Here is a 24,283-nt window from a genome sequence, read left to right as displayed (position 1 = left end):
CACAGCGGATGTCAGCGGCCACCGCTTCCGCCGCCGCGGCTTTCCACCTAGTCTGGCGCCGCCTGAGGAGGAGCATTCGCATGCCGCATCATTTTCGGTTCGATCACGTATCGCTGCTGGTCCGCAGCCTCGAGATCACCACGAAATTCTACACCGAGGTATTGGGGCTGGAGCTGATCGAGAACGGCACACGCCTCGACCATATCCGCTGGTTCGGCCTTGGCGGCCGGGACTCGATCCACGTCACCCAAGGCGAGTTCGGCGCCACCCACCTCGAAAAACCGACGCATTTTGCGCTGCGAGTGGAAGACTTCGATGTCTTCGTCGCCGACCTGCGAGCTCGCGGCATCACCTTCTACGATTGGCCCGGCACCACCAACAACGTCACCGGACGCCCCGACGGCTTCCGGCAGGTCTACATCCAGGATCCCGACGGCTATTGGATCGAAATCAACGACCACTGGCAGACTGAGTAAGGTGCCCCCTTCGCCTGCGCCGGTGCCATAAGAAAGAAGGGCCGCCCTACGAGGACGGCCCAGCTCAAGCACGTATCAGCAGCCGGGATTTACCAGCCGTAGCCGTTGTAGTCGACCGAGGTCAGATCCATCACCTTGTGCGACGCGCCGCTCGTCGCCTGATCCTTGAGCGACAGGCCGTCGAAGCTGAACTTGGCACCGATCTTGATCGTCTGGTTGGAGCCATCAAAGTCCGCGTCTTCGCTGCCCACGGTGCCCGAATAGCTGGCGAACACGCTGAACGGGGTGTTTTCCAGCTGGTATTCGAGTGTAGCGCCGTAGGTCAGGTCGGCCATGTCATAGCCATCACCATACACGTTGCCCTTGATGGCACCGACATTGGCCGCCAGCATCAGGTTGTCCATCGGAAAGTACTTCACACCGATCTGGCCGAACGCTACCCCAAGCGGGTAGCCATCGCCATGGTAGTAGCCATCGGTGGATGACAGATAGCCGATCTGTCCATCGATCACAAAAGCATCGCCCAGCTGCATCTGGCCTTCAAGGCCAGCCAGCACGCCATATGAGTTCCCGTAGTAGTACGACGGCAGGGAGGCGACACCGACAAAGCCACCCAACGAGTAGTCGCCTGCCGACCAGTTCAGGTGGCCGACGGCACGCGAGGAGGTGAAGCCATATTCCTCGTATTCCGACTCGCGAGCGGTCGAAACGGTCGCCTCGAGTTCGACCTGCAGCGAATTGTCGAGCCAATACGACACGGCGGCATCAATACCGAAGCCAACCCACGGATTGTACGAATCGCCCCAGATGTCGGATTCCGTGCTGCTGCCGTAGACGGCAACATAGCCTGCGTAAGCGTTCGATACCGGCGCCGCCGCCGCAACGGCATCGTCAACCACCAGATCAGCCGCCTGGGCCGCAAAAGAGGAAAGTGCCAGGGCGGTGCCCAGGGCCGTTCCAAGCAAAAGAGATGTGCGCATTGATGATTCCCAAAAATCGTATCGCCCCGGTCCAACACCACGGCTCAACTGGGAATCACCTATGCCACACGATTGGCACCCTCAAAAATAGGCTAAACCCCTAAGAAACCTACGGAAACATTGGGAAACCTGAGCGGCGGCCTGCTGTTGCAGCAACGCTACAAAAGCGTCATCCGACCTGGTTCACCGTCGCAGCCCGCGGCTCGGATGCGGCAACCGAGGATTTGGTGGATCGAGGTCCAATCGTGCCGCCTCATCACCCTCCCTGGGGGAGAGGTCACCCTAGGGGCCGGTTGGGCGGGCCTTGCAAACCGATCACCCAAAACAAAAAGAAGGGTCGCCCTGTGCGGACGACCCTTCCCGATTTCGCGGCTTTCGAAGCTATCCTTGCCCACTCAAGGGCCCGGCGCCTTCGATTAGGCCAGAGGCTGCTCCAAGCTAACGGAAACTCCAGGACCCTTCGAAACCGACGACTTCTGATGAGACACTTGGATCACCTCCTTGGCTTGTTGACGATAAGATGAGCGTGCGTCCGTTCTCGCGCCTTGGCAAGAGCAAATTTGCAGCTGCCGCGCGCTCCCGCACGCCAAAGCAAAACCCCGCCCGGCGATGCCGGACGGGGCTGAAGTCGGCGTTCGGCTGAGCCGAAAGCGCTTAGAACTTGAAGTTGATGCCGGCGGTGACCGCATGCGAGGTCAGGCTGAAATCGTAGTCGCCATCGAGGCTATAGGTCTTCGAGCCGTAGTCCGAGTAGCGGTACTGCAGGTCGAGCGACACATTGTCGGCCACAGCAAACTCGACGCCAACGCCAGCGGTCCAGCCGATGTGGGTCTGGGTGTCTTCATAATTGCCGCTATCATTGAGCGTATTGTTGGCGAAGGCGAGACCGCCGGTCACGTAGGGGAGGAACGCACCGCCATCGAAGCCAAGACGAGCGCGCAGGCTGCCGGTCCAGTTGGTGTTGTAGGTAAAGTCACCACCTTCATCATCACCGCCGATATCGGCCCAGGCGATGTCAGCGGCGATGCCGGCGACAATGGCCTCGGAAACCGTGAAGTTGGCGCCAGCGGTAAGGCCAGCCTGCCAGCCATTGGCGGCATACTCCTGGCCATCGGTACCCCAGTAGCCGTCTTCGTCCGTCAGCGTGCCCCAGCCGTAGCCAGCGAACGCACCGATATAGGCGCCATCCCAATTGCCCGAGGCAGCGGCCATTGCAGGAGCCTCAGCAGGCGCATCGACGATCAGATCGGCTGCGAAGGTGGTCGACGCAAAGCCGAGAACGGCAACGCCAGCGAGAAGGGAAATTGTAAAACGAGTCATAAATGACCTCCGGTAGAATTCCATGCACTGCGGCGCATCAACGCCACACACTCGTTAAAATCCAATCACTTTGGCGGCGGTGTGGCGACAAAGCGGCAACCGTCATGATCACTCCGTATATGTGACAACGAAACCACACCGGACCACGGCAGCGCCCCTCCGGCCCAAAAGCGGCCCCAGAAAGCAAAAAGCCCCGGCAGCCAATCGGCGCCAGGGCTCTTCGAAAGGGATGGTGGGTGTGACAGGGATTGAACCTGTGACCCCCGCCGTGTGAAGGCGATGCTCTCCCGCTGAGCTACACACCCATCCGACCAGGACCACGGCCGGGACCGCAAAACACGGAACCGCAGTCGAACTCTCACCCGGCAGACTGCCGGAAAACCAAAGCCCATCAAGGCTTTGGGCGAAGGATGGTGGGTGTAACAGGGATTGAACCTGTGACCCCTACCATGTCAAGGTAGTGCTCTCCCGCTGAGCTATACACCCATCACTTCGCGTCAACACCGGGCAGCGCCCGCCGTTGCGAGCGCGATAGACCATAAACCCATTTGAGGGTCAAGGGGTCAAGCGCCGCCCGGGAAAATCAGCCCGGGCCGGTGGAAATCACGCGGCCAGCAGCCGCTCCACTTCGCTCACCAGATCCTTCAGATGGAACGGCTTGCTCAGCACCGAAGCATCCTTGGGCGCTTCGGAATCGGGGTTCAGCGCCACCGCGGCAAACCCTGTGATGAACATGACCTTGAGATCGGGGTCGAGTTCGGTGGCGCGCCGCGCCAGTTCGATCCCGTCCATTTCCGGCATCACGATGTCGCTCAGGAGCAGCGAGAACGGTTCCTCGCGCAGCCGCTCATAGGCAGAGCGGCCATTGTCGAACGAGACCACCTCATATCCGGCCCCCTTCAGGGCGCGGGTCAGAAACTGGCGCATGTCGTTATCGTCTTCGGCGAGCAGAATGCGCTTCATCGCAACCTCTTGGCGGAATTCTTCCGCGGAACTCTAGCCCATGATGCTTAATGCAAGTTTGCGTCCGCGAGAACCCCGGTCACATCATTGCGCAACCCCTTGCCGGTTCTGGACAAGTGCCCTCCGGCGCGGCAAAGTGGCTTAAACACAGTGCTTCGGCGCTGAAGGGGACCCTGTGCAGTCCGACTTTTGGGACAGACCAGCCTTTGAGACCATCCGGCCCCGCCGGCTGATGGCGCCCCTTGTGTTCAACTCCTCCCATTCCGGCCGCGATTATCCAGAGCGCTTCCTCAAGATGACGCGGCTCGATCACCTGTCGATTCGCCAGTCCGAAGATGCCTTTGTCGATGAGCTCGTGGCCCGCGCCCCGCATCTGGGCGCCCCACTGCTGCGCGCCCATTTCCCCCGCGCCTATCTCGATGTGAACCGCGAACCGTGGGAACTCGATCCCACCATGTTCGTCGAGCCGCTGTCCGAACGCTTCAACACCACCAGCCCGCGCGTCGCCGCCGGGCTCGGCACGCTCGCCCGCGTCGTCGCCGAGAACAAGCCGATCTACCGCGAGCGTCTGACGCTGGACGACGCTCGTATGCGCATCGAGGGCATCTACCAGCCCTACCACGCCACCTTGCAGCGGCTGCTCTCCGAGGCCTATGCCGCTTTCGGCGTCGCCGTGCTCGTCGATTGCCACTCCATGCCGCGCCTCGCCCGCTCCGGTGACAGGCTGAGCCCCGACATCGTCCTCGGCGATCGCTACGGCACCACCTGTGCGCCCATCCTGATGGACCTCGCCGAAATGGTCTTTGCCGGCGCCGGCCTCCGCGTCGCTCGCAACCGCCCTTATGCCGGCGGCTTTGCCACCCGCACCTACGGCCGCCCGCAGCACGGCGTCCACGCCCTCCAGATCGAAATCAGCCGCCACCTCTACATGAACGAAGTGACGCTCGAAAAAAACGATGGCTTCGCCGCCATCAAACAACTGACCGAACGCCTCATCGCTGTCCTCATCGGCCTCGACCTCAGCGTCCTCGCCCCGGCCCAGCCGATGACCGAGAAGTTTGCGGCCGAGTAAGGTCGCTTACCGTGTCAGAGGCAATCACGGCATGGCTCACGACGCGACCCACGCCTTCGGCACGTCGAACTCGGTCGCGAACTTGTCGACGAGGTCTTCGGTCATCCGCCGATCGCCACCCTCGAGCGCGGACAGATAGCTCTGCGCAATCCCCAAGGCTTCGGCCACTTCAACCTGGCTCTTACCTCGCCACTTGCGGATCGCCTTCAGACGACTGGCGCCGCGATGAATCGCGGCACTGACTTCGGCTGGCAACACGGTATCGTCGCCTCGTTCGAGCGCTGCCTTGCGCACTGCATACACTGATGCGTCGGCGGCATCTTCTTCGGCATCGGCTGCGAGGTCGCAAAGGGCGTCATATTCGGCCCTAGTGAGAATAACCATTTCCTCACCGCCGGGAGCGATGAAGGTCTGGGGGGTGATGGTCGTCATTGGTCGTTATGCTCCGTTCAAAGGCTTTTGGCGCTAGTTGCGCCGGTATGTAGTTGTCTCTCTTTTTCCGATGTAGACAGCGAGGACCGTTGTCCGATCCTCATCAAAGACCACACGGTACCGCCCGACGCGAAGGCGATAGCCACCCTGCCCCTGCAACGCTTTCACGTCGCCGCGCCCGCTTGTGGCATAAAGGTCCAGGGCGTTCTCGATACCCGACCGCACGTCGCGGGGGAGAGCGTCGAGGTCCCTAGCGGCCGCTGCGGTGTAGATGATCGTTTTCATGTGATATTCATCGCACGAATATCACATACAATCAAGAAAATATCACACATAATATCACCTGATGCCACTCATGGCCGCACGGTCTCCTTCCGGAGGCCGGCCGCATGTCGCCCAGCCTGACATATTCATCCATTTATTCGGTTTGGCAGGGATCGGCTTTCTCGCCCCCACGTTGAGTGGGTTCATGCGAGGCCTGTCATGCCATTCACTCATCAATACGCAGACCGTACCTGGTGGCATCGCGGCAAGCCCTAGAGCCGGCTCGAGCACATCGGCGGCGCCGTCGTTCACCTGATCGGGCTGCTCGTCGCGGTGTCTCTCGGCGGCACCTTGGTGGCTCTCACCGGGCTCAGAACTGCACCGGCCCGAATGGCCGATGATCTGCGTCCATGTCGCCTCGCTCGTCCTTGTCCTGAGCGTCTCCATGGCCTTCAACCTGGCCCCCGTCGCGCCGATCAAGCGCACGCTCGCGAGGTTCGATCAGGCCTCAACGACACCCCGATCGGCACCTGGATGCTGATCGCCGTCTGGAGCGCGGCGCTGATCGGCATCGCGCTCAAGCTCATCGTTCCCCAGCATTTCGGCCGCCTTGCATTGCTGCTCTATCTCGGCATCGGCTGGAGCGGCGTGCTGATCTTCCAGTCCCTCGCCAGCGTCCTCCCCGCCAACACCATGATGCTGCTCGTCGCCGGCGGCATCACATATTCGGCCGGCATCGTCTTCCACCACTGGGAGCGGCTGAACTTCCACAACGTCATCTGGCACTGCTTCGTCGTCGCCGGCGCCAGCATCCACCTATGGGCCCTGCTGGACTACATGGTGCTGCAGCGGTTGTAAGGAGGACGCCCGCTAGAGGTGCCTCAGCAACCGGGCTGGCACGCCTGCAACCAGCGTATTTGCCGCAACACTCCGGCTCACCACCGCGCCCGCCGCCACCACCGCATTGTCGCCAATCGTCACACCCGGCAGGACCGTCGCCGCCGCCCCGATCCACACATTGTTCCCGATGGTGATCGGCTTGGCGACAATGCCGGTCCGGCGCTCCGCCGCAGCAACTGGGTGCCCCGCCGAAATCAGGTTGACCTTGGGACCGATCATCACGTCGTCACCAATTGCGATGCCGCCCACGTCGGAAAAGTGACGGCCCTGGTTGATGAAGACATTGCGCCCCATCGATATGTTGAGCCCGCAATCGGTTGAAAACGGCGGGATCACCATGAACCGCTCACCCACCGGCTTGCCGATGAGTTCCGAGAACGCCGCCGCAAGGCCCTCGAGATCGTCGAACCCGATCTCGCTCAGCCGCGCCGAAAGGCGCACCGCGCGCTGCACCTTTTCAAACCGGGCACGGCCTTCGGCCGAACGGGCAGGGTTGGTCATCAGTGCGGATCCAGGCTGAGTCGCCACCATGATAGCTCCAATGCGCCGGCCTGGCAGCGCCCCGGCACAAGCCGGCCGCTGAGCTTTGCATCCCACCCGTCCGCCGATGACCGCCTCGTGCGAAAGGCTTACGCCCTGCGCGCCAAGCCACCTCCCCATCGCCCCCGCAACCCGCTAGCCTCGCCCCAGGGAGACATCATGGATAGTCGGTTGTTCTGGCTGGCGCTGGCGGCCTTCGTTGGCGCCATCGAAGGTGGGCTGATTGCCGGCATTCTGCCGCTGATCAGTGCCGATCTGGGGGTGAGCCTCGGTCAGGCCGGCCTCCTGGTGCTGTTCTATTCCCTCGCCTACGCTTTCGGCCCGCCGCTGCTGGCCCTGTTGCTCGGCGGCGTCGGCCGGCGGCGCATCCTCGCCGGCGCCGAGTTCGGGCTGGCGCTCTGCGCCCTTTTGATGGTGCTGATGCCGTTCTTTGAGGGCCTCGTCATCATCCGCACCGTGCTGGCCATCGTCGCCGGCACCTATACCGGCACCGCCATGGCCACCGCCGCCATGCTGGCCCCGCTCGGCCAGCGCGGGCGCTACATGCAGGTGATCAGCATGGGGCAGGCCATCGCCTCCCTCGCCGGTGTGCCGCTCGGCGCGCTGCTGGCGGTCAATTTCGGCTGGCGCGTCGAGTATATGGCGCTGGCCTTGATGGCTGGCCTCGCTGCGCTCGCGCTCTATCTCAAGCTGCCGCGCGGCATGCGCGGCGACCAGATGAGCATCGGCGAGCGCATCCGCGTCCTCCGCAACCCCGCCATCGGCATGGCGCTGCTCTCGACGCTCGTCTTCATGATCGGCTCATCACCGCTCATCGTCTACATCAGCGCCCTGATGACCGCCGTCGGCGTTGGCTACGATGCGCTGCCCCTCGTGCTGCTCAGCGGCGGCATCGGCGCCATCGCCTGCAGTGCCACCGCGGGCCGCATGTCCGACCGGTTCGGCAGCCGGCGCACCGCCACCATCGCTGGCTTGGCAGTCATCGCCGTCATGGCGATTTTCGTCGCGCTTCCCCACGCGCCGCCCCATCTGTCCCTGCCTGCACTGATGCTGACGGTCGGGGCACAAGGCTTCGTCGTCCGCACCTATTCGATCGCGGTCGCCAGCCACCTGGCTCACCTCGCGCCCGGCGCCGTGCCCGTCGCCATTTCGCTCAACATGTCTGCATTCATGATCGGCATGGCCGTCGCGGCTGCAGTCGGCGGGGTGGTGCTCGATGGCTATGGCGCCATCATGCTGCCCATGATCGGCGGCCCACTGGTCGCCCTGTCACTGGTGATCTGGCGCCTGGTCCCCGAAGGCGAGCCGGAGCGAACAGCCTGACCGCGAAAACCGCCTTCCCCGCGCCACCTATCCGTGTCTATCTGAACTGCACGGGGCCCCAAGCGCTGCCGGTAGCCGTACAAAAAACGGGCCGCCGAAGCGGCCCAGTCAAGGGAGGAAACGATTGGCAGCCCTCAACAATGCCCAAGTCTCGAATAGAGACGCGACCAGAGGTCTCGAACCACCCATCCATCATGCACTTACTGGCGTGAACTGATTTGCCCCCTCGAACAAGATGGCGCGAAGTCTTCAACACACAAACGGCGCCCATTGTTGCAAAAATGAATCACGATCGTCACAAAGCAGTATCACTACTTACTTGGTGATACCGGCTAGCTCTTTGAACAATCTCAGAAAAACGGATAGTATCCCGTCATGAACAGCTCAGCCCTGGGCGGCCTCAGCCCCGACCTGATCCGGCAGACCCTGCTTGATGCAGCCGAAATCGCAGCCGCCAAGTCCCTGCCGCGCTTCCGCAAGCCGATCGCCGTCGACAACAAGGAGGCGGGCGGATTCGATCCCGTCACCGAGGCCGACCGCGAGGCCGAACTCGCCATCCGTGCGCTTCTGGGCGAACGCTTCCCCGATCACGCCATCATCGGCGAAGAATGGGACGACAAGGCCGGCACCGGCCGCTTCGGCTGGATCATCGACCCCATCGATGGCACCCGCGCCTTCATCACCGGCGTCCCCGTCTGGGGCACGCTGATCGGCCTCACTGTCGATGGCCGCGCCGTCGCCGGGCTGATGGCCCAGCCCTTCACCGGCGAAATCTTCATGGCCCTCCCAGGTGAAGCGCACTACCACCGCGGCACAGACCGGGCGCCCCTCAAGACCTCGTCGGTCACCAGCCTCGCTCGCGCCAAGCTCACCGCCACCTCGCCCGAAATCTTCGAACGCGGCGGTACCGTCCTCGCCTGGGATCGCATCCGCAAAGCCTGCCTCACCACCCGCTACGGCCTCGATTGCTACGGCTACGCGCTGGTCGCCGCCGGCCACATCGACCTGGTGGTCGAATCCGTCCTCAAGAACGTCGACATCGCCCCCCTGATCCCGCTCATCGAAAACGCCGGCGGCGTCGTCACCACGTGGGACGGCGGCCCCGCCGAAGCCGGCGGCAACTGCCTCGCCGCCGCCACCCCGGAACTGCACGCCGAAGCGATGAAGGTGCTGAACGCATAAAAACCGCCCGCGCCCCTCCCTCCCCCTTGAGGGGAGGGATTGAGGGTGGGGTCGTTGAGGTAACGTACGGACAGCCCCACAGCGCGCCCTCTCCCTTGGGGAGAGGGCGGGGGTGAGGGGGCCTTTGCCGGAAGCGCTTAGCTAGGCAGAAGCCCCCCTCAACCGGCCCATCCGGCTCCCTCCCCTTGACGGGGAGGGATGGGGTGGGGTGTGCGGAGCCGGTGAACAGGCTTCACCATTCGGGCTCTCATCCCCCCACCCTTGATCCCTCCCCGCAAGGGGTAGGGAGACGACTGCGCATCCCCGCGCAATCGAAGCGTTAAGAAAGCCGAGCGCAGCGACCGACCGTCGGCCGCCCCGCCGGAGGGCCAGCCTCGCCAGCAGCGAGGCGGTACGGCCCGCGAGGCAAAGAAAACTCTACGCGGAGTGCGACGTAATGAACGCGTCAAAAGCCGCGAACGTCTGTCCGCGGATCGCGTCGTTTTCCATGAATAGTTCGTGCCGCGCGCCAGGCACCATCAGGTGCCGGCCGTTCCGCATCCTCAGCCCCAGCGTCTCGGTCGCCGCGCTCGACACCACCCGGTCCTGCCCCGCCGCCAGCATCAGCACCGGAATGCGCACATCGCCCGGAAACGCATCCGTCGCCGCCCCGGCCATGGCACGGAACGCCGAGGCCACCCAGCGGATCGTCGGCCCGCCCACTTCGAGATCCGGCCGTGCCGCCAGCACTTCGTTCGAGCGCATGAAACGCACCGCATCGGAGGTCAGCGCATTGCCGGCAAAACTCTGCTGGCTCTGCGGCTTGTCGCTCCCGCGCCCGATCGGCAACCGCCCTAACCCGAGCAACCCGAGCGTCTCGGCCGCCCGCGCCATCCCCGCCATGCTGAGCGGCTGGCCATCCAGCGCCACCATCGGTGCGCTGAGGAACATCCGCTCAAACATCATCCGGTCGCGCGTTCCCGCGTAGAGCGAAGCGAGCCCGCCCATCGAATGGCCGACGAGATAATAGGGCCCCGGACAATCGGGCAAAAGGATCGAGCCGTGGAACGCCTTCAAATCCGTCCAGTAGTCATCGAACCGCCGCACATAGCCGAGCCGCTTGTTGCCGATCAGCCGGTCCGAGCCGCCCTGCCCGCGCCAGTCGAACGTCGCCACCGCAAAGCCGCGCGACTGGAAATCGGCGATCGTCTCAAAGTACTTCTCGATGAACTCGGTCCGCCCGTGCACGAGGCAGATCGTCCCTTTGGGCGCCCCCGCCCCCTTAGGGAAGGTTGCATAGCGCAACCGGATCTTGTCGGGCGTCGAGAAATACCCCACCCGCGCGCCCTCCGGCACCGGGTTCGACGGCACCACCGCCAGCGCGGGACCATTGGGATCGACGATGGCATTCATGCTGGCCGGATGCTCCGCGAACTGATCGTCCGTCCATAACCGATTTCCCCGCATCCGGAAATCGCGGCGACGGCGTTACGCACCGCGCCCCCGGAAAAGGAAAAAGCCAGCACCCGTTTCCGGATACTGGCTTTCCTCTCATGGCCACCTTGCGGGGGGCGGGTGAAGGCGGCTCATTCGGTGTGCCCCTGCAGCAGACAGTTGGCACAGTCCCGCTTATAGAGCGCCCACTCTGAACCCCCTTTGATCGCCGCATTCATCTTCCGTTCACCTCGTGCGCGCCGGCTCTTGAACGGCGAAAATCCGCACCTAAATCATTGCTGTCCGCCGGGATTACCCTGGGGACCGGGCCACCCGGGAAGGCCACTTGCCCATTTGGGGAGTGTGCTTGGGACACCCGAATACACGTTGCTCAACAGGAGAATGTGACCATGGCAACCTATGATTTTTCGCCCTTCTACCGCTCCACCGTCGGCTTTGACCGGGTCTTCAACCGCCTCGACGCGCTTGTCGGCCAGGAGGCCAAGTCCTACCCGCCCTACAACATCGAAAAGGTCGGCGAGAACGCCTTCCGCATCTCGATCGCAGTAGCCGGCTTCGCCGAGGGCGACATCGCCATCGAGAGCAAGGAAAACAACCTCGTCATCAAAGGCGCCAAGGGTGCCGAGACTGAGGACAAGTCGCGTGAATTCCTCCATCGCGGCATCGCCGAGCGCGCTTTCGAGCTCCGCTTCCAGCTTGCCGACTATGTCGAAGTCACCGGCGCCAACCTCGAGAACGGCCTGCTCCACGTCGAACTGAAGCGCGAACTGCCCGAGTCCAAGAAGGCCCGCCAGATTCCGATCAGCGCCGCCAGCAAGACCATCGAAGACAAGTCGAGCGTCAACTAACACTCACCCGAACCGCCTGCTCTGTCAGAGCGGTCTGTGGAACAGGTGATCAGGGGCGCGATCCGGCAACGGATCGCGCCTTTTGCATATGCGCCCCTCCTTCCTACTCCCCTCCCCCTTGAGGGGAGGGGCCGGGGGGGTGGGGGTCCCACAGCAACCAACCAGCTCCAACATTCTCCGGAACCCTTTCGCACCTCTGCCGTTGATACCGTCAGAAATCACGTGAATGAGGCGCTTATGAAATCCGTCGAAACCGGTCTCAAGTCGAACACCAAGACCGCCATGATTGATCTGCTGAATGCGCGGCTTGCCGATGCGATCGACCTCGCGCTCGCCACGAAGCAAGCGCACTGGAACCTCAAGGGTCCCAATTTCATCGCCGTGCACGAACTGCTCGACCACTTGCGCGACGACGTCGACGAACACGTCGATATCATCGCCGAGCGTGTCGCCCAGCTCGACGGCATCGCCCTTGGCACCACGCAGAACGTGGCCTCGACCAGCAAGCTCGCCGCTTACCCCACCGATATCCGCAAGGTGCCCGATCACATCGGCGCGCTCGTCGAACGCTACGCCGCGCTGAGCACATCCACCCGCGAAGGCATCGACACTGCCGATGAAGGTGGCGACGCCGACACTGCCGATATCCTCACGGCGTTCTCGCGCAGCCTCGACAAGAATTTGTGGTTCCTGAAGAGCCACCTCGAATAGTCCGTGCGCCCCCACGGACTGCGCGGGATCCCCCTGGGTCCCGCGCTTCTTTTTGTGCGGTCAGAACCCAATAAGACGCAACTAACGCGCGGTCCCCGTCAGTGGATCATACACAAACTGTTCAACCGGCCTCACCAGTCCAGGCCAGTCCTCCTCCCGTAAACCTCGCAACCCGGAAGCAACGGCGCTCCGGGGAATGAAGTTTCATCGGAGGATTCACATGAAGTTCCTGAAAGCCCTTACCGTCGCCTCGATGCTCGTCTTGGCCCCCGTTGCCGCCGCGCCCGTGTTAGCCGCCAACGTCGTCGAGACCGCACAGTCCGCCGGCACCTTCAACACCCTGATCGCAGCCGCCACTGCTGCCGGCCTTGCCGAAACCCTCGCGACCACAGCCGACATCACCGTCTTCGCCCCCACCGACGCTGCCTTCGCAGCGCTCCCGGCTGGCACCGTCGATGATCTGCTGAAGCCCGAGAACAAGGACAAGCTGATCGCCATCCTCACCGCGCACGTCGTCGGTTCCAAGATCGCCGCCGCCGATATCGCCGAGGGCACCACCGAGGTGCAGACGCTGAACCCGGCCGTCAAGCTGAAGGTCACCAAGGACGCGATGGGCGTCACCGTGGCGCTCTCCAACTCCGCCAAGGTCACCGCCGCTGACGTCGCTGCCGACAATGGCGTCATCCACGTCATCGACGCCGTCCTCCTGCCGTAACGGGTACTCTCCCCCGAAACGGACGAAGGCGCGAGACCTCCCCCTGGTCTCGCGCCTTTGTTTTGACCCTGGACCGGGCAAGCCACCATGCTAACGATGCCGTCACACGCGACCCCAGCATTTCCTATTGCCTGCCCCGGCCGGCCTCTCTCATTCTCGGCCGATCACCAAGCCCCACCGCAGCGCCGCATTTCCTACAGTTTTCCTATTCACTCCTGCCTCTCCTACGCAGCCATGTCACAACACGGCAAAAAAGTGGCTAGCGCCGCTTGCTCGCAGTTTGGAATTATGCAAATGTACTCCCGATAGGACAGCACGTCTGTCCAATTTTCGTGAGCGGCCGGTCTCCCCGGATGCGTTTCACACGCCGATCCGGCTGGCCCGCTTGACGAGAGCGGAAACGGAGGGGCGGGGCCTTATCGAGCCCACATGAGCGGCCATTTGGATGCAGAGCCGCTCCCCACTAAATGATTGCGCACTCGGATTCGAGCCGTACACTGAGGGTACGACTGGGGCCTGAAGGCGCGTCGAAAGGAATAAGCAGCTCCCGGGATCATTCCCGGATCATCAGGGCACGATAAACGGACAGCCTGTCCGCTTCGCGCCTCGACCACGACGACAAAGCAACAGAGGATTTGCAAATGGCACACACACGGAACGGATCGATGTCACATCCCGTAACCGGAACCGCTGTTCGCAAAACCGACGGCATGCGCACAGATCTCCCCACTGGCGTCGTGCGCCCCGAAAGCCAGGGTCTTTATGATGCGACGCGCGAGCACGATGCCTGCGGCGTCGGCTTCATCGTCAATTTGAAGAACAAGCCGAGCCAGAAGATCGTCCAGAACGGCCTCGCCATTCTCGAAAACCTCGAGCATCGCGGCGCCGTCGGCGCTGATCCGCTGATGGGCGATGGCGCCGGCATCATGGTGCAGATCCCGCACAGGTTCTTCGTCAAGGAATCCGCCCGGCTGGGCTTCCACCTGCCGGCTGCCGGCGCCTATGCCGTCGCCTTCATCTTCATGCCGCAGGACAACGAGCTGCGCCTCAAGATGGAGCGCGTCGTCGATCGCGTCATCGAGGACGAGGGCCAGACCGTCATCGGCTGGCGCGATGTGCCGTCCGACAACTCCTCGCTGAGTAAGGCCCCCGATATCGTCGCCACCGAGCCCTGCCATCGGCAGGTGATCATCGGCCGCGGCGATGCCGTTGCCGACGAGGAAGCCTTCGAACGCAAGCTCTACATCATCCGAAAGGTGATCTCGGCCAAGATCTATTCCGCCTTCGAAGGCAAGCCGAACGACTTCTACATCGTCTCGATGAGCTGCCGCACGCTGGTCTACAAGGGCATGTTCCTTGCCGCCCAGCTCGGCGCGTATTACCAGGACCTGCACGACCCGGATTTCGAGTCCGCGCTCGCGCTCGTCCACCAGCGCTTTTCGACCAACACCTTTCCGTCCTGGCGCCTGGCCCACCCCTATCGCTTTGTCTGCCACAACGGCGAAATCAACACCGTGCGCGGCAACGTCAACTGGATGGCGGCGCGCGAAGCCTCAGTGTCCTCGCCGCTGTTTGGTGGCGATATCGGCAAGCTCTGGCCCATCTCCTACCCCGGCCAGTCCGACACCGCCTGCTTTGACAACGCGCTCGAATTCCTCATTCGCGGTGGCTACTCGCTGCCGCATGCGGCCATGATGCTGATCCCGGAAGCCTGGGCCGGCAACCCGCTGATGGATGAGGACCGCCGGGCCTTTTACGAGTATCACGCTGCGCTGATGGAGCCGTGGGACGGCCCCGCTGCCATGTGCTTCTCCGATGGCATCCACATCGGCGCGACCCTCGACCGCAACGGCCTCCGCCCCGCCCGCTACCTCGTCACCGACGAGGATGAGGTCGTCATGGCGTCCGAAGCCGGCGTCCTGCCCATTCCGGCCGAAAAGATCGTCCGCAAGTGGCGCCTCCAGCCGGGCAAGATGCTGCTAATCGACCTGAAGCAGGGCCGCATTGTCTCCGATGAGGAGATCAAGGCCGAACTCGCGCAGGCCAACCCCTACAAGACCTGGCTCGGGCGCACCCAGATCGTGCTCGAGGACCTGCCGGCTGTCGCCTTCGACCCCAAGACCTCCGATGTCCCGCTGCTTGATCGGCAGCAGGCGTTTGGCTACACCCAGGAAGACCTGAAGCTCCTCTTGACGCCCATGGCGGCGACCGGCCAGGAAGCTGTGGGCTCGATGGGCACCGACACGCCGATTTCGGCGCTCTCCAACAAGTCCAAGCTCCTCTACACCTACTTCAAGCAGAACTTCGCCCAAGTCACCAACCCGCCGATCGACTCGATCCGCGAAGAGCTGGTGATGAGCCTCGTCTCGTTCATCGGCCCCCGGCCCAACGTGCTCGACCTCTCGGGCACCGGCAGCCGCCAGCGGCTTGAAGTGCGCCAGCCCATTCTCACCAACGAGGATCTCGAAAAGATCCGCGCCATCGGTGGAATGGAAGATAACCCGTTCCGGTCAAAGACCCTCGACATCACCTATCCGGTGGCCGAAGGCGCCGACGGCATGAAGGCGGCGCTGCAGCAGCTGTTCTCAGACGCTGAAATTGCCGTCCACTCGGGCGACAACATCATCATCCTTTCCGATCGCGCCATGGGCCGCGACCGGGTGGCGATCCCGGCGCTGCTCGCGACGGCAGGCGTCCATCACCACCTGATCAGGAAGGGCCTCCGCACTTCGGTCGGTCTCGTCGTCGAAACCGGCGAAGCCCGCGAAATCCACCATTTCGCGGCGCTCGCGGGCTATGGCGCCGAAGCCATCAACCCCTACCTCGCGTTCGAGACCCTGCTCGCCATGAAGCCCGATCTGCCGGGCGATCTGGACGAGCACGAGATCATCTACCGCTACATCAAGGCCATCGGTAAGGGCATCCTCAAGGTCACCGCCAAGATGGGCATCTCGACCTATCAGTCCTATTGCGGCGCCCAGATCTTCGACGCCATCGGCCTGACCTCCGATTTCGTCCAGACCTACTTTACCGGCACCGCTACCACCATCGAAGGCGCCGGCCTTGCCGAAATCGCCGAGGAAACCGTCAAGCGTCACCAGGACGCCTTCGGCAACTCCCCGGTGCTCGAAGACACGCTCGATATCGGCGGCGATTATGCCTTCCGCCAGCGCGGCGAAGCCCACGTCTGGCGCTCGGAAACCGTGCAGACCCTGCAGCACGCCGCCCGTGGCAACTCGCGCGACCGCTACCGGGAGTTTTCGAAGCTCGTCAACGAGGTCGAGGACAAGTACACCACCATCCGCTCGCTGTTCCGTCTGAAGGATGCGAGCGAGGATGGCCGTACGCCCGTCGCCCTCGATCAGGTCGAGCCCGCCGTCGAAATCGTCAAGCGCTTCTCGACCGGTGCCATGTCTTATGGCTCGATCAGCCGCGAAGCGCACACCACGCTCGCCATCGCCATGAACCGCATTGGCGGCAAGTCCAACACCGGTGAAGGTGGTGAGGAAGTCGATCGCTTCACCCCGCTGCCGAATGGCGATTCCATGCGCTCGGCCATCAAGCAGGTGGCCTCGGGCCGGTTCGGCGTGACCACGGAATACCTGGTCAACTCCGACATGATGCAGATCAAGATGGCGCAGGGTGCCAAGCCCGGCGAAGGCGGCCAGTTGCCCGGCGACAAGGTCAACGACGTCATCGCCAAGGTGCGTCACTCGACCAAGGGCGTCGGCCTCATCTCCCCGCCCCCGCACCATGACATCTACTCGATCGAAGACTTGGCTCAGCTGATCTTCGATTTGAAGAACGTCAACCCGGAAGGCCAGGTCTCGGTCAAGCTCGTCTCCGAAGTCGGCGTCGGCACGGTTGCGGCTGGCGTTGCCAAGGCACGCGCCGATCACGTCACCATCTCCGGTTACGAAGGCGGCACCGGTGCTTCCCCGCTCACCTCGCTGAAGCACGCCGGCTCGCCGTGGGAAATCGGCCTCGCCGAAACCCACCAGACGCTGGTGCGCAACAAGCTGCGCTCCCGCATCGCGGTCCAGGTCGATGGCGGTATCCGCACCGGCCGGGACGTGGTGATCGGCGCCCTCCTCGGTGCCGATGAGTTCGGCATGGCCACCGCCCCGCTGATTGCGGCCGGTTGCGTCATGATGCGCAAGTGCCACCTCAACACCTGCCCGGTTGGCATCGCCACCCAGGACCCGGTGCTGCGCGCCCGCTTCACCGGCAAGCCAGAACACGTCATCAACTACCTGTTCTTCATCGCCGAAGAAGTCCGCGAGCTCATGGCTGAGATGGGCTACACGCGTTTTGAGGAAATGGTCGGCCAGATGCAGATGCTCGACAAGACCGAGGCGCTCTCGCACTGGAAGGCCAAGGGCCTCGATTTTTCGAAGCTCTTCCACAAGCCGTTCGCTGCCGAAGGCGTGGGCATCACCCACACCGAAACGCAGAACCACCCGATCCAGAACGTCCTCGATCGCAAGTTCATCGAACAGGCCAAGCCCGCGCTCGAACACGGCACGCCCGTCAAGATCGTCGAAACCATCGCCAGCGTCGATCGCTCGGCCGGTGCCATGCTCGGTGGCGCAGTCGCCAAGCGCTACGGCCACGCGGGCCTGCCCGATGACACCATCGCCATCAGTCTGACCGGCACTGCCGGGCAGGCCTTCGGCGCCTGGGCCACGCGCGGCATCTCGATCGATCTCGTCGGTGAAGCCAACGACTATGTCGGCAAGGGCCTGTCCGGCGCCCGCCTCGTCGTCCGCCCCCCCGAACAGCGCGGCTATGTCGCCGAGGACTCGATCATCATCGGCAACACCGCCCTCTATGGCGCCATCACCGGGGAATGCTACTTCCGCGGCGTCGCCGGCGAGCGCTTTGCCGTCCGCAACTCCGGCGCCATCGCCGTGGTTGAAGGCACGGGCGATCATGGCTGCGAATACATGACCGGCGGCGTGGTCGTCGTCCTCGGCAAGACCGGCCGCAACTTCGCCGCCGGCATGTCCGGTGGCGTCGCCTACGTGCTCGACGAAGACGACAGCTTCGAAAGCCGCGCCAACATGGCCATGATCACCCTCGAGCCCATCCCCGAGGAAGAAGGTATCAACACCCGCGAGTATCACCAGTCCGGCGATCTCGAGACCATGGGCGTCGTCGAAATCCTCCACGACCTCGGCCGCAACGACGCTGCCCGGCTCTACCAGTTGATCCAGCGGCACAAGGCCTTCACCGGCTCAAGCCGCGCCAATCATATCCTGTCGAACTGGGACGAATACCTGCCCAAGTTCAGGAAGGTGATGCCGGTCGAATACCGCAAGGCCCTCGCGGCCATGGAAAAGGAACGTGCCGCACAACAAAACGTGGCGGCGGAGTAAGAACCATGGGCAAGATCACAGGCTTTCTCGAAATCGATCGCGTTGACCGGGACTATCTGCCGGTTGCAGAGCGGGTGACGAACTACAACGAGTTCACCATTCCGCTTGGCGACAAAGGCACCCGCGACCAGGCGGCCCGCTGCATGGATTGCGGCGTGCCCTACTGTCACAACGGCTGTCCGGTGAACAACCAGATCCCGGATTTCAACGACCTCGTCTACAAGGGCGATTGGCTGAAGGCGCTCAAGAACCTTCACTCGACCAACAACTTCCCCGAGTTCACCGGCCGCATCTGCCCCGCCCCGTGTGAGGCCGCCTGCACGCTGAACATCCCGGACACTCCGGTCAACATCAAGTCGATCGAGTGCGCAATTGTCGACAAGGGCTGGGAAGAGGGCTGGATTACGCCCCAGGTCAATGCGAACAAGACCGGCAAGTCTGTCGCGGTCATCGGCTCGGGCCCGGCCGGCATGGCCTGCGCCCAGCAGCTGGCCCGCGCCGGCCACGATGTGCACCTTTATGAAAAGGCCACCCAGATCGGCGGCCTGATGCGCTACGGCATCCCGAATTTCAAGCTCGACAAGACCGTCATCGACCGCCGCGTCGCCCAGATGCAGGCCGAGGGCGTCACGCTCCACACCGGAATCCATGTCGGCAAGGACATCACCATCGAGGAACTGACGGCCAAGTACGACGCCGTCTCCCTCGCCGGCGGTGCCGAAAAGCCGCGCGACCTGCCCATTCCTGGCCGCGAGCTCGACGGCATCCATTTCGCCATGGATTTCCTGTCGCAGCAGAACAAGCGCGTCACCGGCGAGCCGCTCAACAACATCACCCCCATCCTTGCCGGCGGCAAGCATGTCGTCGTCATCGGCGGCGGCGATACGGGTTCCGATTGCATCGGCACCTCGAACCGCCAGGGCGCCCTCTCGGTCACCCAGATCGAGATCATGCCCGCCCCGCCCGAAAAGGAAAACAAGGCGCTGACCTGGCCGCTCTGGCCCATGAAGATGCGCACCTCCTCCTCGCAGGAAGAAGGCGTCACCCGTGATTTCGCCGTCGCCACCGTCAAGTTCGACGGCGAGAACGGTCAGGTCAAGGAACTCCACTGCGCCCGCGCCGACAGCAAGTTCCAGCCGATCCCGGGCACCGAGTTCGTCCTCAAGGCCGATCTCGTCCTCCTCGCCATGGGCTTTCTCGGCCCGGTGCAGGACGGCATGGTGAAGGAAGCCGGCGTCGAGCTGGACAAGCGCGGCAACGTTCTCGCCGACGTCATCCAGTACAAGACGTCCAAGGAGAAGGTCTTCTCCTGCGGCGACATGCGCCGCGGCCAGTCCCTCGTCGTCTGGGCCATCCGCGAAGGCCGCCAATGCGCCCGCTCCATCGACCAGTTCCTAATGGGCAAAACCGACCTCCCCCGCTGATTTCTCCTCTTGATCCTCCCCCGCAGAGCGGGGGAGGGGGACCACGCGCAGCGTGGTGGAGGGGGTCACCGCTCTCTCAGTCGACAACCCAAGGGGCGCTCCAGCGCCCCTTTCTTTTTCCTCACCACCCCCTCAGTCGTCTCCCTCCCCCTTGAGGGGAGGGATCAAGGGTGGGGGTCCCTCGGCGATCACCAGCCGATCACCCCCCCTTGCTCCCTCCCCCCACCCCCTCTATGTTCACGTTTCGTTCATCCATTGGGCAAACCTGTGACCGACCTCGAAACCTTCATCATCGCCGCCAAGACCGCCACTTATGTCGGTGGCGGCGCCAATTCCGCACCGAGCCGTCCGGGCGCGCATGATCTCACCTTCGCCCAAGGCGACTGGTCGTATCGCGACAGCTATTTCGGCGGCACCGATTTCATCGGCCAGGAGGTCGTCTGGCACCTCGGTAACCCATTGTGGGCCATGAACTATTACGGCTACATCCTGTTGCCCGGGCTGATCGACGGCACCCGCGCCGGCGCCACCATCAAGGCCGCACTCACCGCCATGTACGCCGAAAACCGCTTCCTCGGCGGCTTCGACTGGACCGGCCCGCACGGCCACTACACCGACCGCAGCACCGGCGACGTCGCCCACTTCAGCGGCATTGAGACCATCACCACCGCCGGCCAGATCGCCTACCGGCTCGAATATTGTGGTGGTTTGATAAAGGCTTAGAGGTAGATCACGGCACCGCCGGCTTTTCCGCTACCGGCGCCTTGCCCACCCAGAACGCGTCAACCCGGCCCACCGGCGCGTCGACCAGTTCGCTCATATTGAACCCCACCGCGTCCTCGTCAGCCGTGTCCGCCGTCACCAGTTCCGCCGCCCGCCGCGTCACGTTGGAGAGCGGCATCACCGCCCCGGCAAGCTCCAAAAGCTTCATTTGTCCAAGGCCTTGGTAGGGCGGCCTGAGCATCATCTGCGCGTCCGTCCCCGCCAGTGCATCCGCCACCTCGATGCCGACGCGCCCGCCGCCACGGTAATAGTTCTTGAGGCTCTGGCTCAAATAGAACGCCAGCTTGTCGGCGCCAGCGGTCGAAAAATGGATGCCGTCATCCTTGCGCATCCGCACCTGCGTGCCGCTCAGGTCCGGCCCGCGCGCTGTATACTTGCCGTCCTCGTTGGCGAATTTCTCATAGATATCAAGGAATTCCGCACCGCCGCCAAACGCCGCCAGCCGGTCCACTTCATTGACCTGGATCATCGTCTGCCCGAATTTGGGCGCCTCCATCGGCGGCAGCCCAACCCAGATTGTCGGCTTCTTGGCATCCCGCAACTGGCGCACGATACCGCTCACCCGCGCCGAATACTCCGCCAGCCATTCCGGCGATAGCGACGGATAGCTCTGGCCATTGATGCTCATCTTCTGCCGGTCATTGACCCCGATGACCATCACAGCGATGTCAAAACTGTTCTTGCCGATCTCGTCAGTGATCGTCTTGGGCCAGTCGAAGAAATCCGTCCGTACGATGCCCGACGAGCCAACCCCTTGCGTCAAAACAACAATATTGGGGTCCTCGGCATAGTAGCGCTCCAGCGCCTTGCCGACATCCACTGCCATCGAGTCGCCGAACACCACCAGCCGCGTCGCGCCATCCGCTTTGGGAATGGTCGGCTTCACCACCTCAGGCAGCGCCGCCTTTGGCTGCCGCACCACCTTCTTTTCGACCACCGGCGGCTCGTCCTGCTGTTCGTCCGGCTTGTCGCCAAACAAAAACTCCAGCAAGGTCTTGCGCTTCTTGGGTTTTTGCGCCGGCGCCTGGGCGTCGGTGGCCTGCGCCACCAGCACCCGGCCGTCCGCAGCCGCCACCACCACTGGCGACGCCGTCGTCATTTCCCGCGCCTCGGCAAAGATCGGCAGCAGATCGCCCAGCACCAGCGCCGCAACGATCAGCCCAACGACAAACAGCACCGGTCGATTGCTTTTCTTCCGCATGGCGCCATTTAGCTGAGGAACGTCGGCAAATTGAAGGGCAATCTCACAAGTGTGTACTAGCCGTGAGATAACCCACTGAAATTTAAAGACTAGCGTGTCGCTGCCACCAGCTCCTCATAGCTCTTGAGCGTGATGAACCCGTCCGCCACCTCACCCTGCTGCGCCTGGAATCGCGCATAGGCCGCCTGGCTCACCGGCCCGATCCGCCCATCCACCACGCCCTGATAGAGCTTGAGATCGATCAGCGCCTGCTGGATCGCCTTGCGTTGGCCGAGATTGGGGAACTTGGTGCCGCGCGGCCACTCGCTCACAAACGCCCCGCCACCCTTCAGCCGGTCCGTCATATGCGCCACCGACAGCGCATAGGAATCGGAGAAATTGTAGCCCTTCAGCACCAGATAGTTCTGCGTCATCAGGAACTTCGGTCCGCCCTGCCCCGTCGGCGCATAGAGGAACACCGGCGTCGTCACATCCCCGAAAGGTTTGCCCTTCACCCGCCTGACGCCGCGCTCCGCAAAGAACGACACCGGCCGCATCTCGTCTCGCGTCGCGAGCAGATAGTCAAAACCCGCCGGCACGTCGACCTCAAAGCCCCAGTCGAGCCCCGGCCGATAGCCGAGATCCAGCAGGAACTTGGCGCTCGTCGCCAGCGCATCGGCGAGCGAGCGGTGGAGGTCGATCTTGCCGTCACCATCCCCATCCATCCCGTGCGCCACCACGTTCGATGGATTCACCTGCAGGTGCCCGATCGCTCCAGCCCACGAACCCACGAGTTCGTCGGGCCGTAGTCCGTTCATCTGCAACAGCTTCAGAGCCGCAATGAAATCCGCCTCGTCTTCCTTCAGCCGCCCGCGCCGCTCGTAGACCAGCGTCGCCAGTGACCGGATGATCGGCCGGATCAGCTTGCCATTGCCCAGCACCGCGCCATAGTCGGTCTCCATCCCCCAGATCGCCCCGAGGATGTAGGGGTCGACCCCGGTGCGCTTCCCAACGTCTTGAAACAGCGCCGCATTCTTCTTGATCGCCGCGATACCCCGCTCGATCCGTCCCGCCGTCACCCGCTTGTCGAGATACTCCCACATCGGAGTTGTGAACTCAGGCTGCGACTCGACCAGCTTGGGCACATTGGGGTCCGGCGTCAGCCCATCTGTCGCCGCGCGCCAAGTGGCTTCGCTCACCCCCGCCGCAAGTGCCTTTGGCTCAAAGCCCTTGAGAAAGTCCGAGAACGAGCCCTGCGGGGCCCCCAGCGCGGGCGTTGTAAGCAGCAGCGCGAGACTCAACAGTCGGATCAGCCAGGCCATTGATCACTCCCAGATTCGGCCTGAGCCCTACCTGTTCCGTGTGACCAAATAGCGTTCCCAGGCCAGCGCTGCGGTCACGATCTCATCAAGGTCCGCATGCGCCGGGTCCCAGCCCAGCACCTGGCGCACCTTGTCTGCCTTGGCGACGATCGCCGCCGGGTCCCCGGCGCGGCGCGGCCCTTCGACCACGTTGAAATCAACGCCGGCGACCTGGCGCACCGTCTCGATCACCTCGCGCACCGAATAGCCACGGCCATAACCGCAGTTCATCGTCGTCGAAGCGCCGCCCGCCTTGAGATAGTCGAGCAGCAGCGCATGCGCCTCCGCGAGGTCCGTGACATGGATATAGTCGCGCACCCCAGTCCCATCCGGTGTTGGAAAATCCGTGCCGAAAATCGAGACATTCTCGCGCTGCCCCAGCGCCGCCTGCGCCGCCACCTTGATCAGGTGCGTCGCCATTGGCGATGATTGCCCAGACCGCCCCCTGGGGTCGGCACCCGCCACGTTGAAATAGCGCAGCACGCCATAAGTGATTGGGTACGCCGCCGCGACATCTGCAAGCATCATCTCCGTCATCAGCTTGCTGCGGCCATAGGGCGACACCGGGTTCAGAACATTGTCTTCCGAAACCGGCTCCAGCCCGGGCATGCCATATACTGCGGCGGTCGATGAGAAGATGAAGTGCTTGACCCCACCCTTCACCGCCGCCTCGATCAAGTTACGCGATGTCGCAGTGTTATTTGCATAATACTTCAGCGGATCGGACACCGATTCGGGCACCACGATCGAGCCCGCAAAGTGCACGATCGCCTCGATGGCGTGATCCGAAATGATCTGCCCGACCAACGACATATCGCCAGCATTGCCTTCGATCAGGGTCGCGCGAGCGTCCACCGACCAATCAAAGCCTGTCGTCAGGTTGTCGAGTACAACTACGCTCTGGCCAGCGTCGCAGAGCCGTAACACCATGTGACTACCAATGTAGCCAGCTCCGCCCGTAACCAAGACTGACATTGAGCGCCCCCAAGGGTAAAAT

Annotated in this window: 21 protein-coding genes and 2 tRNA genes; 11 read left to right on the top strand and 12 right to left on the bottom strand. The window is 63.2% G+C overall.

The genetic code is table 11. From position 1 onward, the window contains the following. Positions 1–80: 80 nt before the first annotated feature. Positions 81–476, top strand: a complete 396-nt coding sequence (locus tag ACO06J_RS00795; RefSeq protein WP_421758798.1) for a VOC family protein — start codon at positions 81–83, stop codon at positions 474–476. 89 nt (positions 477–565) lie between these two features. On the opposite strand, the gene ACO06J_RS00790 is transcribed toward ACO06J_RS00795, so the two are convergent. The 5 genes from ACO06J_RS00790 to cpdR all read right to left on the bottom strand — a co-directional run bounded on the left by ACO06J_RS00790 (position 566) and on the right by cpdR (position 3,739). Further along, positions 566–1,456 (bottom strand): hypothetical protein, encoded by an 891-nt coding sequence (locus tag ACO06J_RS00790; protein ID WP_421758797.1) that lies wholly within the window; start codon positions 1,454–1,456, stop codon positions 566–568. Between the two features lie 654 nt (positions 1,457–2,110). Further along, the gene (locus ACO06J_RS00785; protein WP_421758796.1) at positions 2,111–2,776 is read right to left on the bottom strand and encodes an outer membrane protein; all 666 of its coding nucleotides are present in this window, start codon (positions 2,774–2,776) and stop codon (positions 2,111–2,113) included. Positions 2,777–3,006: 230 nt separating this feature from the next. Further along, positions 3,007–3,081: transfer RNA gene (locus ACO06J_RS00780), tRNA-Val, on the bottom strand. Between the two features lie 106 nt (positions 3,082–3,187). Next, positions 3,188–3,262: transfer RNA gene (locus ACO06J_RS00775), tRNA-Val, on the bottom strand. Between the two features lie 117 nt (positions 3,263–3,379). Beyond that, positions 3,380–3,739, bottom strand: coding sequence for a cell cycle two-component system response regulator CpdR (cpdR, locus tag ACO06J_RS00770; protein ID WP_421758795.1), 360 nt, complete (start codon positions 3,737–3,739; stop codon positions 3,380–3,382). A 175-nt stretch (positions 3,740–3,914) separates the two neighbouring features. On the opposite strand from cpdR, the gene ACO06J_RS00765 reads away from it, so the two are divergent. Continuing rightward, on the top strand, positions 3,915–4,811 hold the full coding sequence (locus ACO06J_RS00765; RefSeq protein WP_421758794.1) for an N-formylglutamate amidohydrolase: 897 nt from the start codon (positions 3,915–3,917) through the stop codon (positions 4,809–4,811). Positions 4,812–4,847: 36 nt separating this feature from the next. On the opposite strand, the gene ACO06J_RS00760 is transcribed toward ACO06J_RS00765, so the two are convergent. Further along, entirely contained in the window at positions 4,848–5,243 is a 396-nt protein-coding gene (locus ACO06J_RS00760) for a helix-turn-helix domain-containing protein (protein WP_421758793.1), read from the bottom strand. A 33-nt stretch (positions 5,244–5,276) separates the two neighbouring features. Continuing rightward, on the bottom strand, positions 5,277–5,528 hold the full coding sequence (locus ACO06J_RS00755; RefSeq protein ID WP_421758792.1) for a type II toxin-antitoxin system RelE family toxin: 252 nt from the start codon (positions 5,526–5,528) through the stop codon (positions 5,277–5,279). A 369-nt stretch (positions 5,529–5,897) separates the two neighbouring features. Between ACO06J_RS00755 and trhA the strand changes: the two genes are divergently transcribed. After that, complete coding sequence (gene trhA / locus ACO06J_RS00750; protein WP_421758791.1) at positions 5,898–6,365, top strand: PAQR family membrane homeostasis protein TrhA; 468 nt, start codon at positions 5,898–5,900, stop codon at positions 6,363–6,365. A gap of 12 nt (positions 6,366–6,377) precedes the next feature. Here the strand turns inward: trhA and ACO06J_RS00745 are convergent, their stop codons facing one another. Beyond that, complete coding sequence (locus tag ACO06J_RS00745; RefSeq protein WP_421758790.1) at positions 6,378–6,908, bottom strand: DapH/DapD/GlmU-related protein; 531 nt, start codon at positions 6,906–6,908, stop codon at positions 6,378–6,380. A gap of 198 nt (positions 6,909–7,106) precedes the next feature. On the opposite strand from ACO06J_RS00745, the gene ACO06J_RS00740 reads away from it, so the two are divergent. After that, positions 7,107–8,270, top strand: coding sequence for an MFS transporter (locus ACO06J_RS00740; RefSeq protein WP_421758789.1), 1,164 nt, complete (start codon positions 7,107–7,109; stop codon positions 8,268–8,270). Between the two features lie 375 nt (positions 8,271–8,645). Beyond that, the gene (gene hisN, locus ACO06J_RS00735; RefSeq protein WP_421758788.1) at positions 8,646–9,452 is read left to right on the top strand and encodes a histidinol-phosphatase; all 807 of its coding nucleotides are present in this window, start codon (positions 8,646–8,648) and stop codon (positions 9,450–9,452) included. Positions 9,453–9,869: 417 nt separating this feature from the next. Here the strand turns inward: hisN and ACO06J_RS00730 are convergent, their stop codons facing one another. Further along, positions 9,870–10,844, bottom strand: a complete 975-nt coding sequence (locus ACO06J_RS00730; protein ID WP_421758787.1) for an alpha/beta fold hydrolase — start codon at positions 10,842–10,844, stop codon at positions 9,870–9,872. A gap of 431 nt (positions 10,845–11,275) precedes the next feature. Here ACO06J_RS00730 and ACO06J_RS00725 point away from each other — a divergent pair, with 431 nt between their 5' ends. The 6 genes from ACO06J_RS00725 (at position 11,276) to ACO06J_RS00700 (ending at position 20,685) form a co-directional block, all read left to right on the top strand. Next, positions 11,276–11,734, top strand: a complete 459-nt coding sequence (locus ACO06J_RS00725) for an Hsp20 family protein (RefSeq protein ID WP_421758786.1) — start codon at positions 11,276–11,278, stop codon at positions 11,732–11,734. A gap of 222 nt (positions 11,735–11,956) precedes the next feature. Further along, positions 11,957–12,445: a DNA starvation/stationary phase protection protein Dps gene (dps, locus tag ACO06J_RS00720; protein WP_421758785.1), complete on the top strand. Its 489-nt coding sequence runs from the start codon at positions 11,957–11,959 to the stop codon at positions 12,443–12,445. Between the two features lie 220 nt (positions 12,446–12,665). Beyond that, positions 12,666–13,160, top strand: a complete 495-nt coding sequence (locus ACO06J_RS00715; RefSeq protein WP_421758784.1) for a fasciclin domain-containing protein — start codon at positions 12,666–12,668, stop codon at positions 13,158–13,160. Positions 13,161–13,801: 641 nt separating this feature from the next. Next, positions 13,802–18,538: a glutamate synthase large subunit gene (gltB, locus tag ACO06J_RS00710; protein ID WP_421758783.1), complete on the top strand. Its 4,737-nt coding sequence runs from the start codon at positions 13,802–13,804 to the stop codon at positions 18,536–18,538. 5 nt (positions 18,539–18,543) lie between these two features. Further along, on the top strand, positions 18,544–19,962 hold the full coding sequence (locus tag ACO06J_RS00705; protein WP_421758782.1) for a glutamate synthase subunit beta: 1,419 nt from the start codon (positions 18,544–18,546) through the stop codon (positions 19,960–19,962). Between the two features lie 267 nt (positions 19,963–20,229). Further along, positions 20,230–20,685 (top strand): DUF5680 domain-containing protein, encoded by a 456-nt coding sequence (locus ACO06J_RS00700; protein ID WP_421758781.1) that lies wholly within the window; start codon positions 20,230–20,232, stop codon positions 20,683–20,685. 7 nt (positions 20,686–20,692) lie between these two features. On the opposite strand, the gene ACO06J_RS00695 is transcribed toward ACO06J_RS00700, so the two are convergent. From ACO06J_RS00695 to galE, 3 genes are all read right to left on the bottom strand, one after another. Beyond that, positions 20,693–21,946, bottom strand: a complete 1,254-nt coding sequence (locus ACO06J_RS00695; RefSeq protein WP_421758780.1) for a DUF459 domain-containing protein — start codon at positions 21,944–21,946, stop codon at positions 20,693–20,695. An 89-nt stretch (positions 21,947–22,035) separates the two neighbouring features. After that, positions 22,036–23,247 (bottom strand): lytic murein transglycosylase, encoded by a 1,212-nt coding sequence (locus tag ACO06J_RS00690; RefSeq protein ID WP_421758779.1) that lies wholly within the window; start codon positions 23,245–23,247, stop codon positions 22,036–22,038. Positions 23,248–23,274: 27 nt separating this feature from the next. Next, complete coding sequence (galE, locus tag ACO06J_RS00685; protein WP_421758778.1) at positions 23,275–24,261, bottom strand: UDP-glucose 4-epimerase GalE; 987 nt, start codon at positions 24,259–24,261, stop codon at positions 23,275–23,277. Positions 24,262–24,283: the final 22 nt, after the last annotated feature.

Source organism: Devosia sp. (assembly GCF_965229025.1).
Taxonomy (GTDB): domain Bacteria; phylum Pseudomonadota; class Alphaproteobacteria; order Rhizobiales; family Devosiaceae; genus Devosia_A.
The sequence above is the reverse complement of the archived record's forward strand: the minus strand, read 5'-3'. Positions and strand labels throughout refer to the sequence as shown.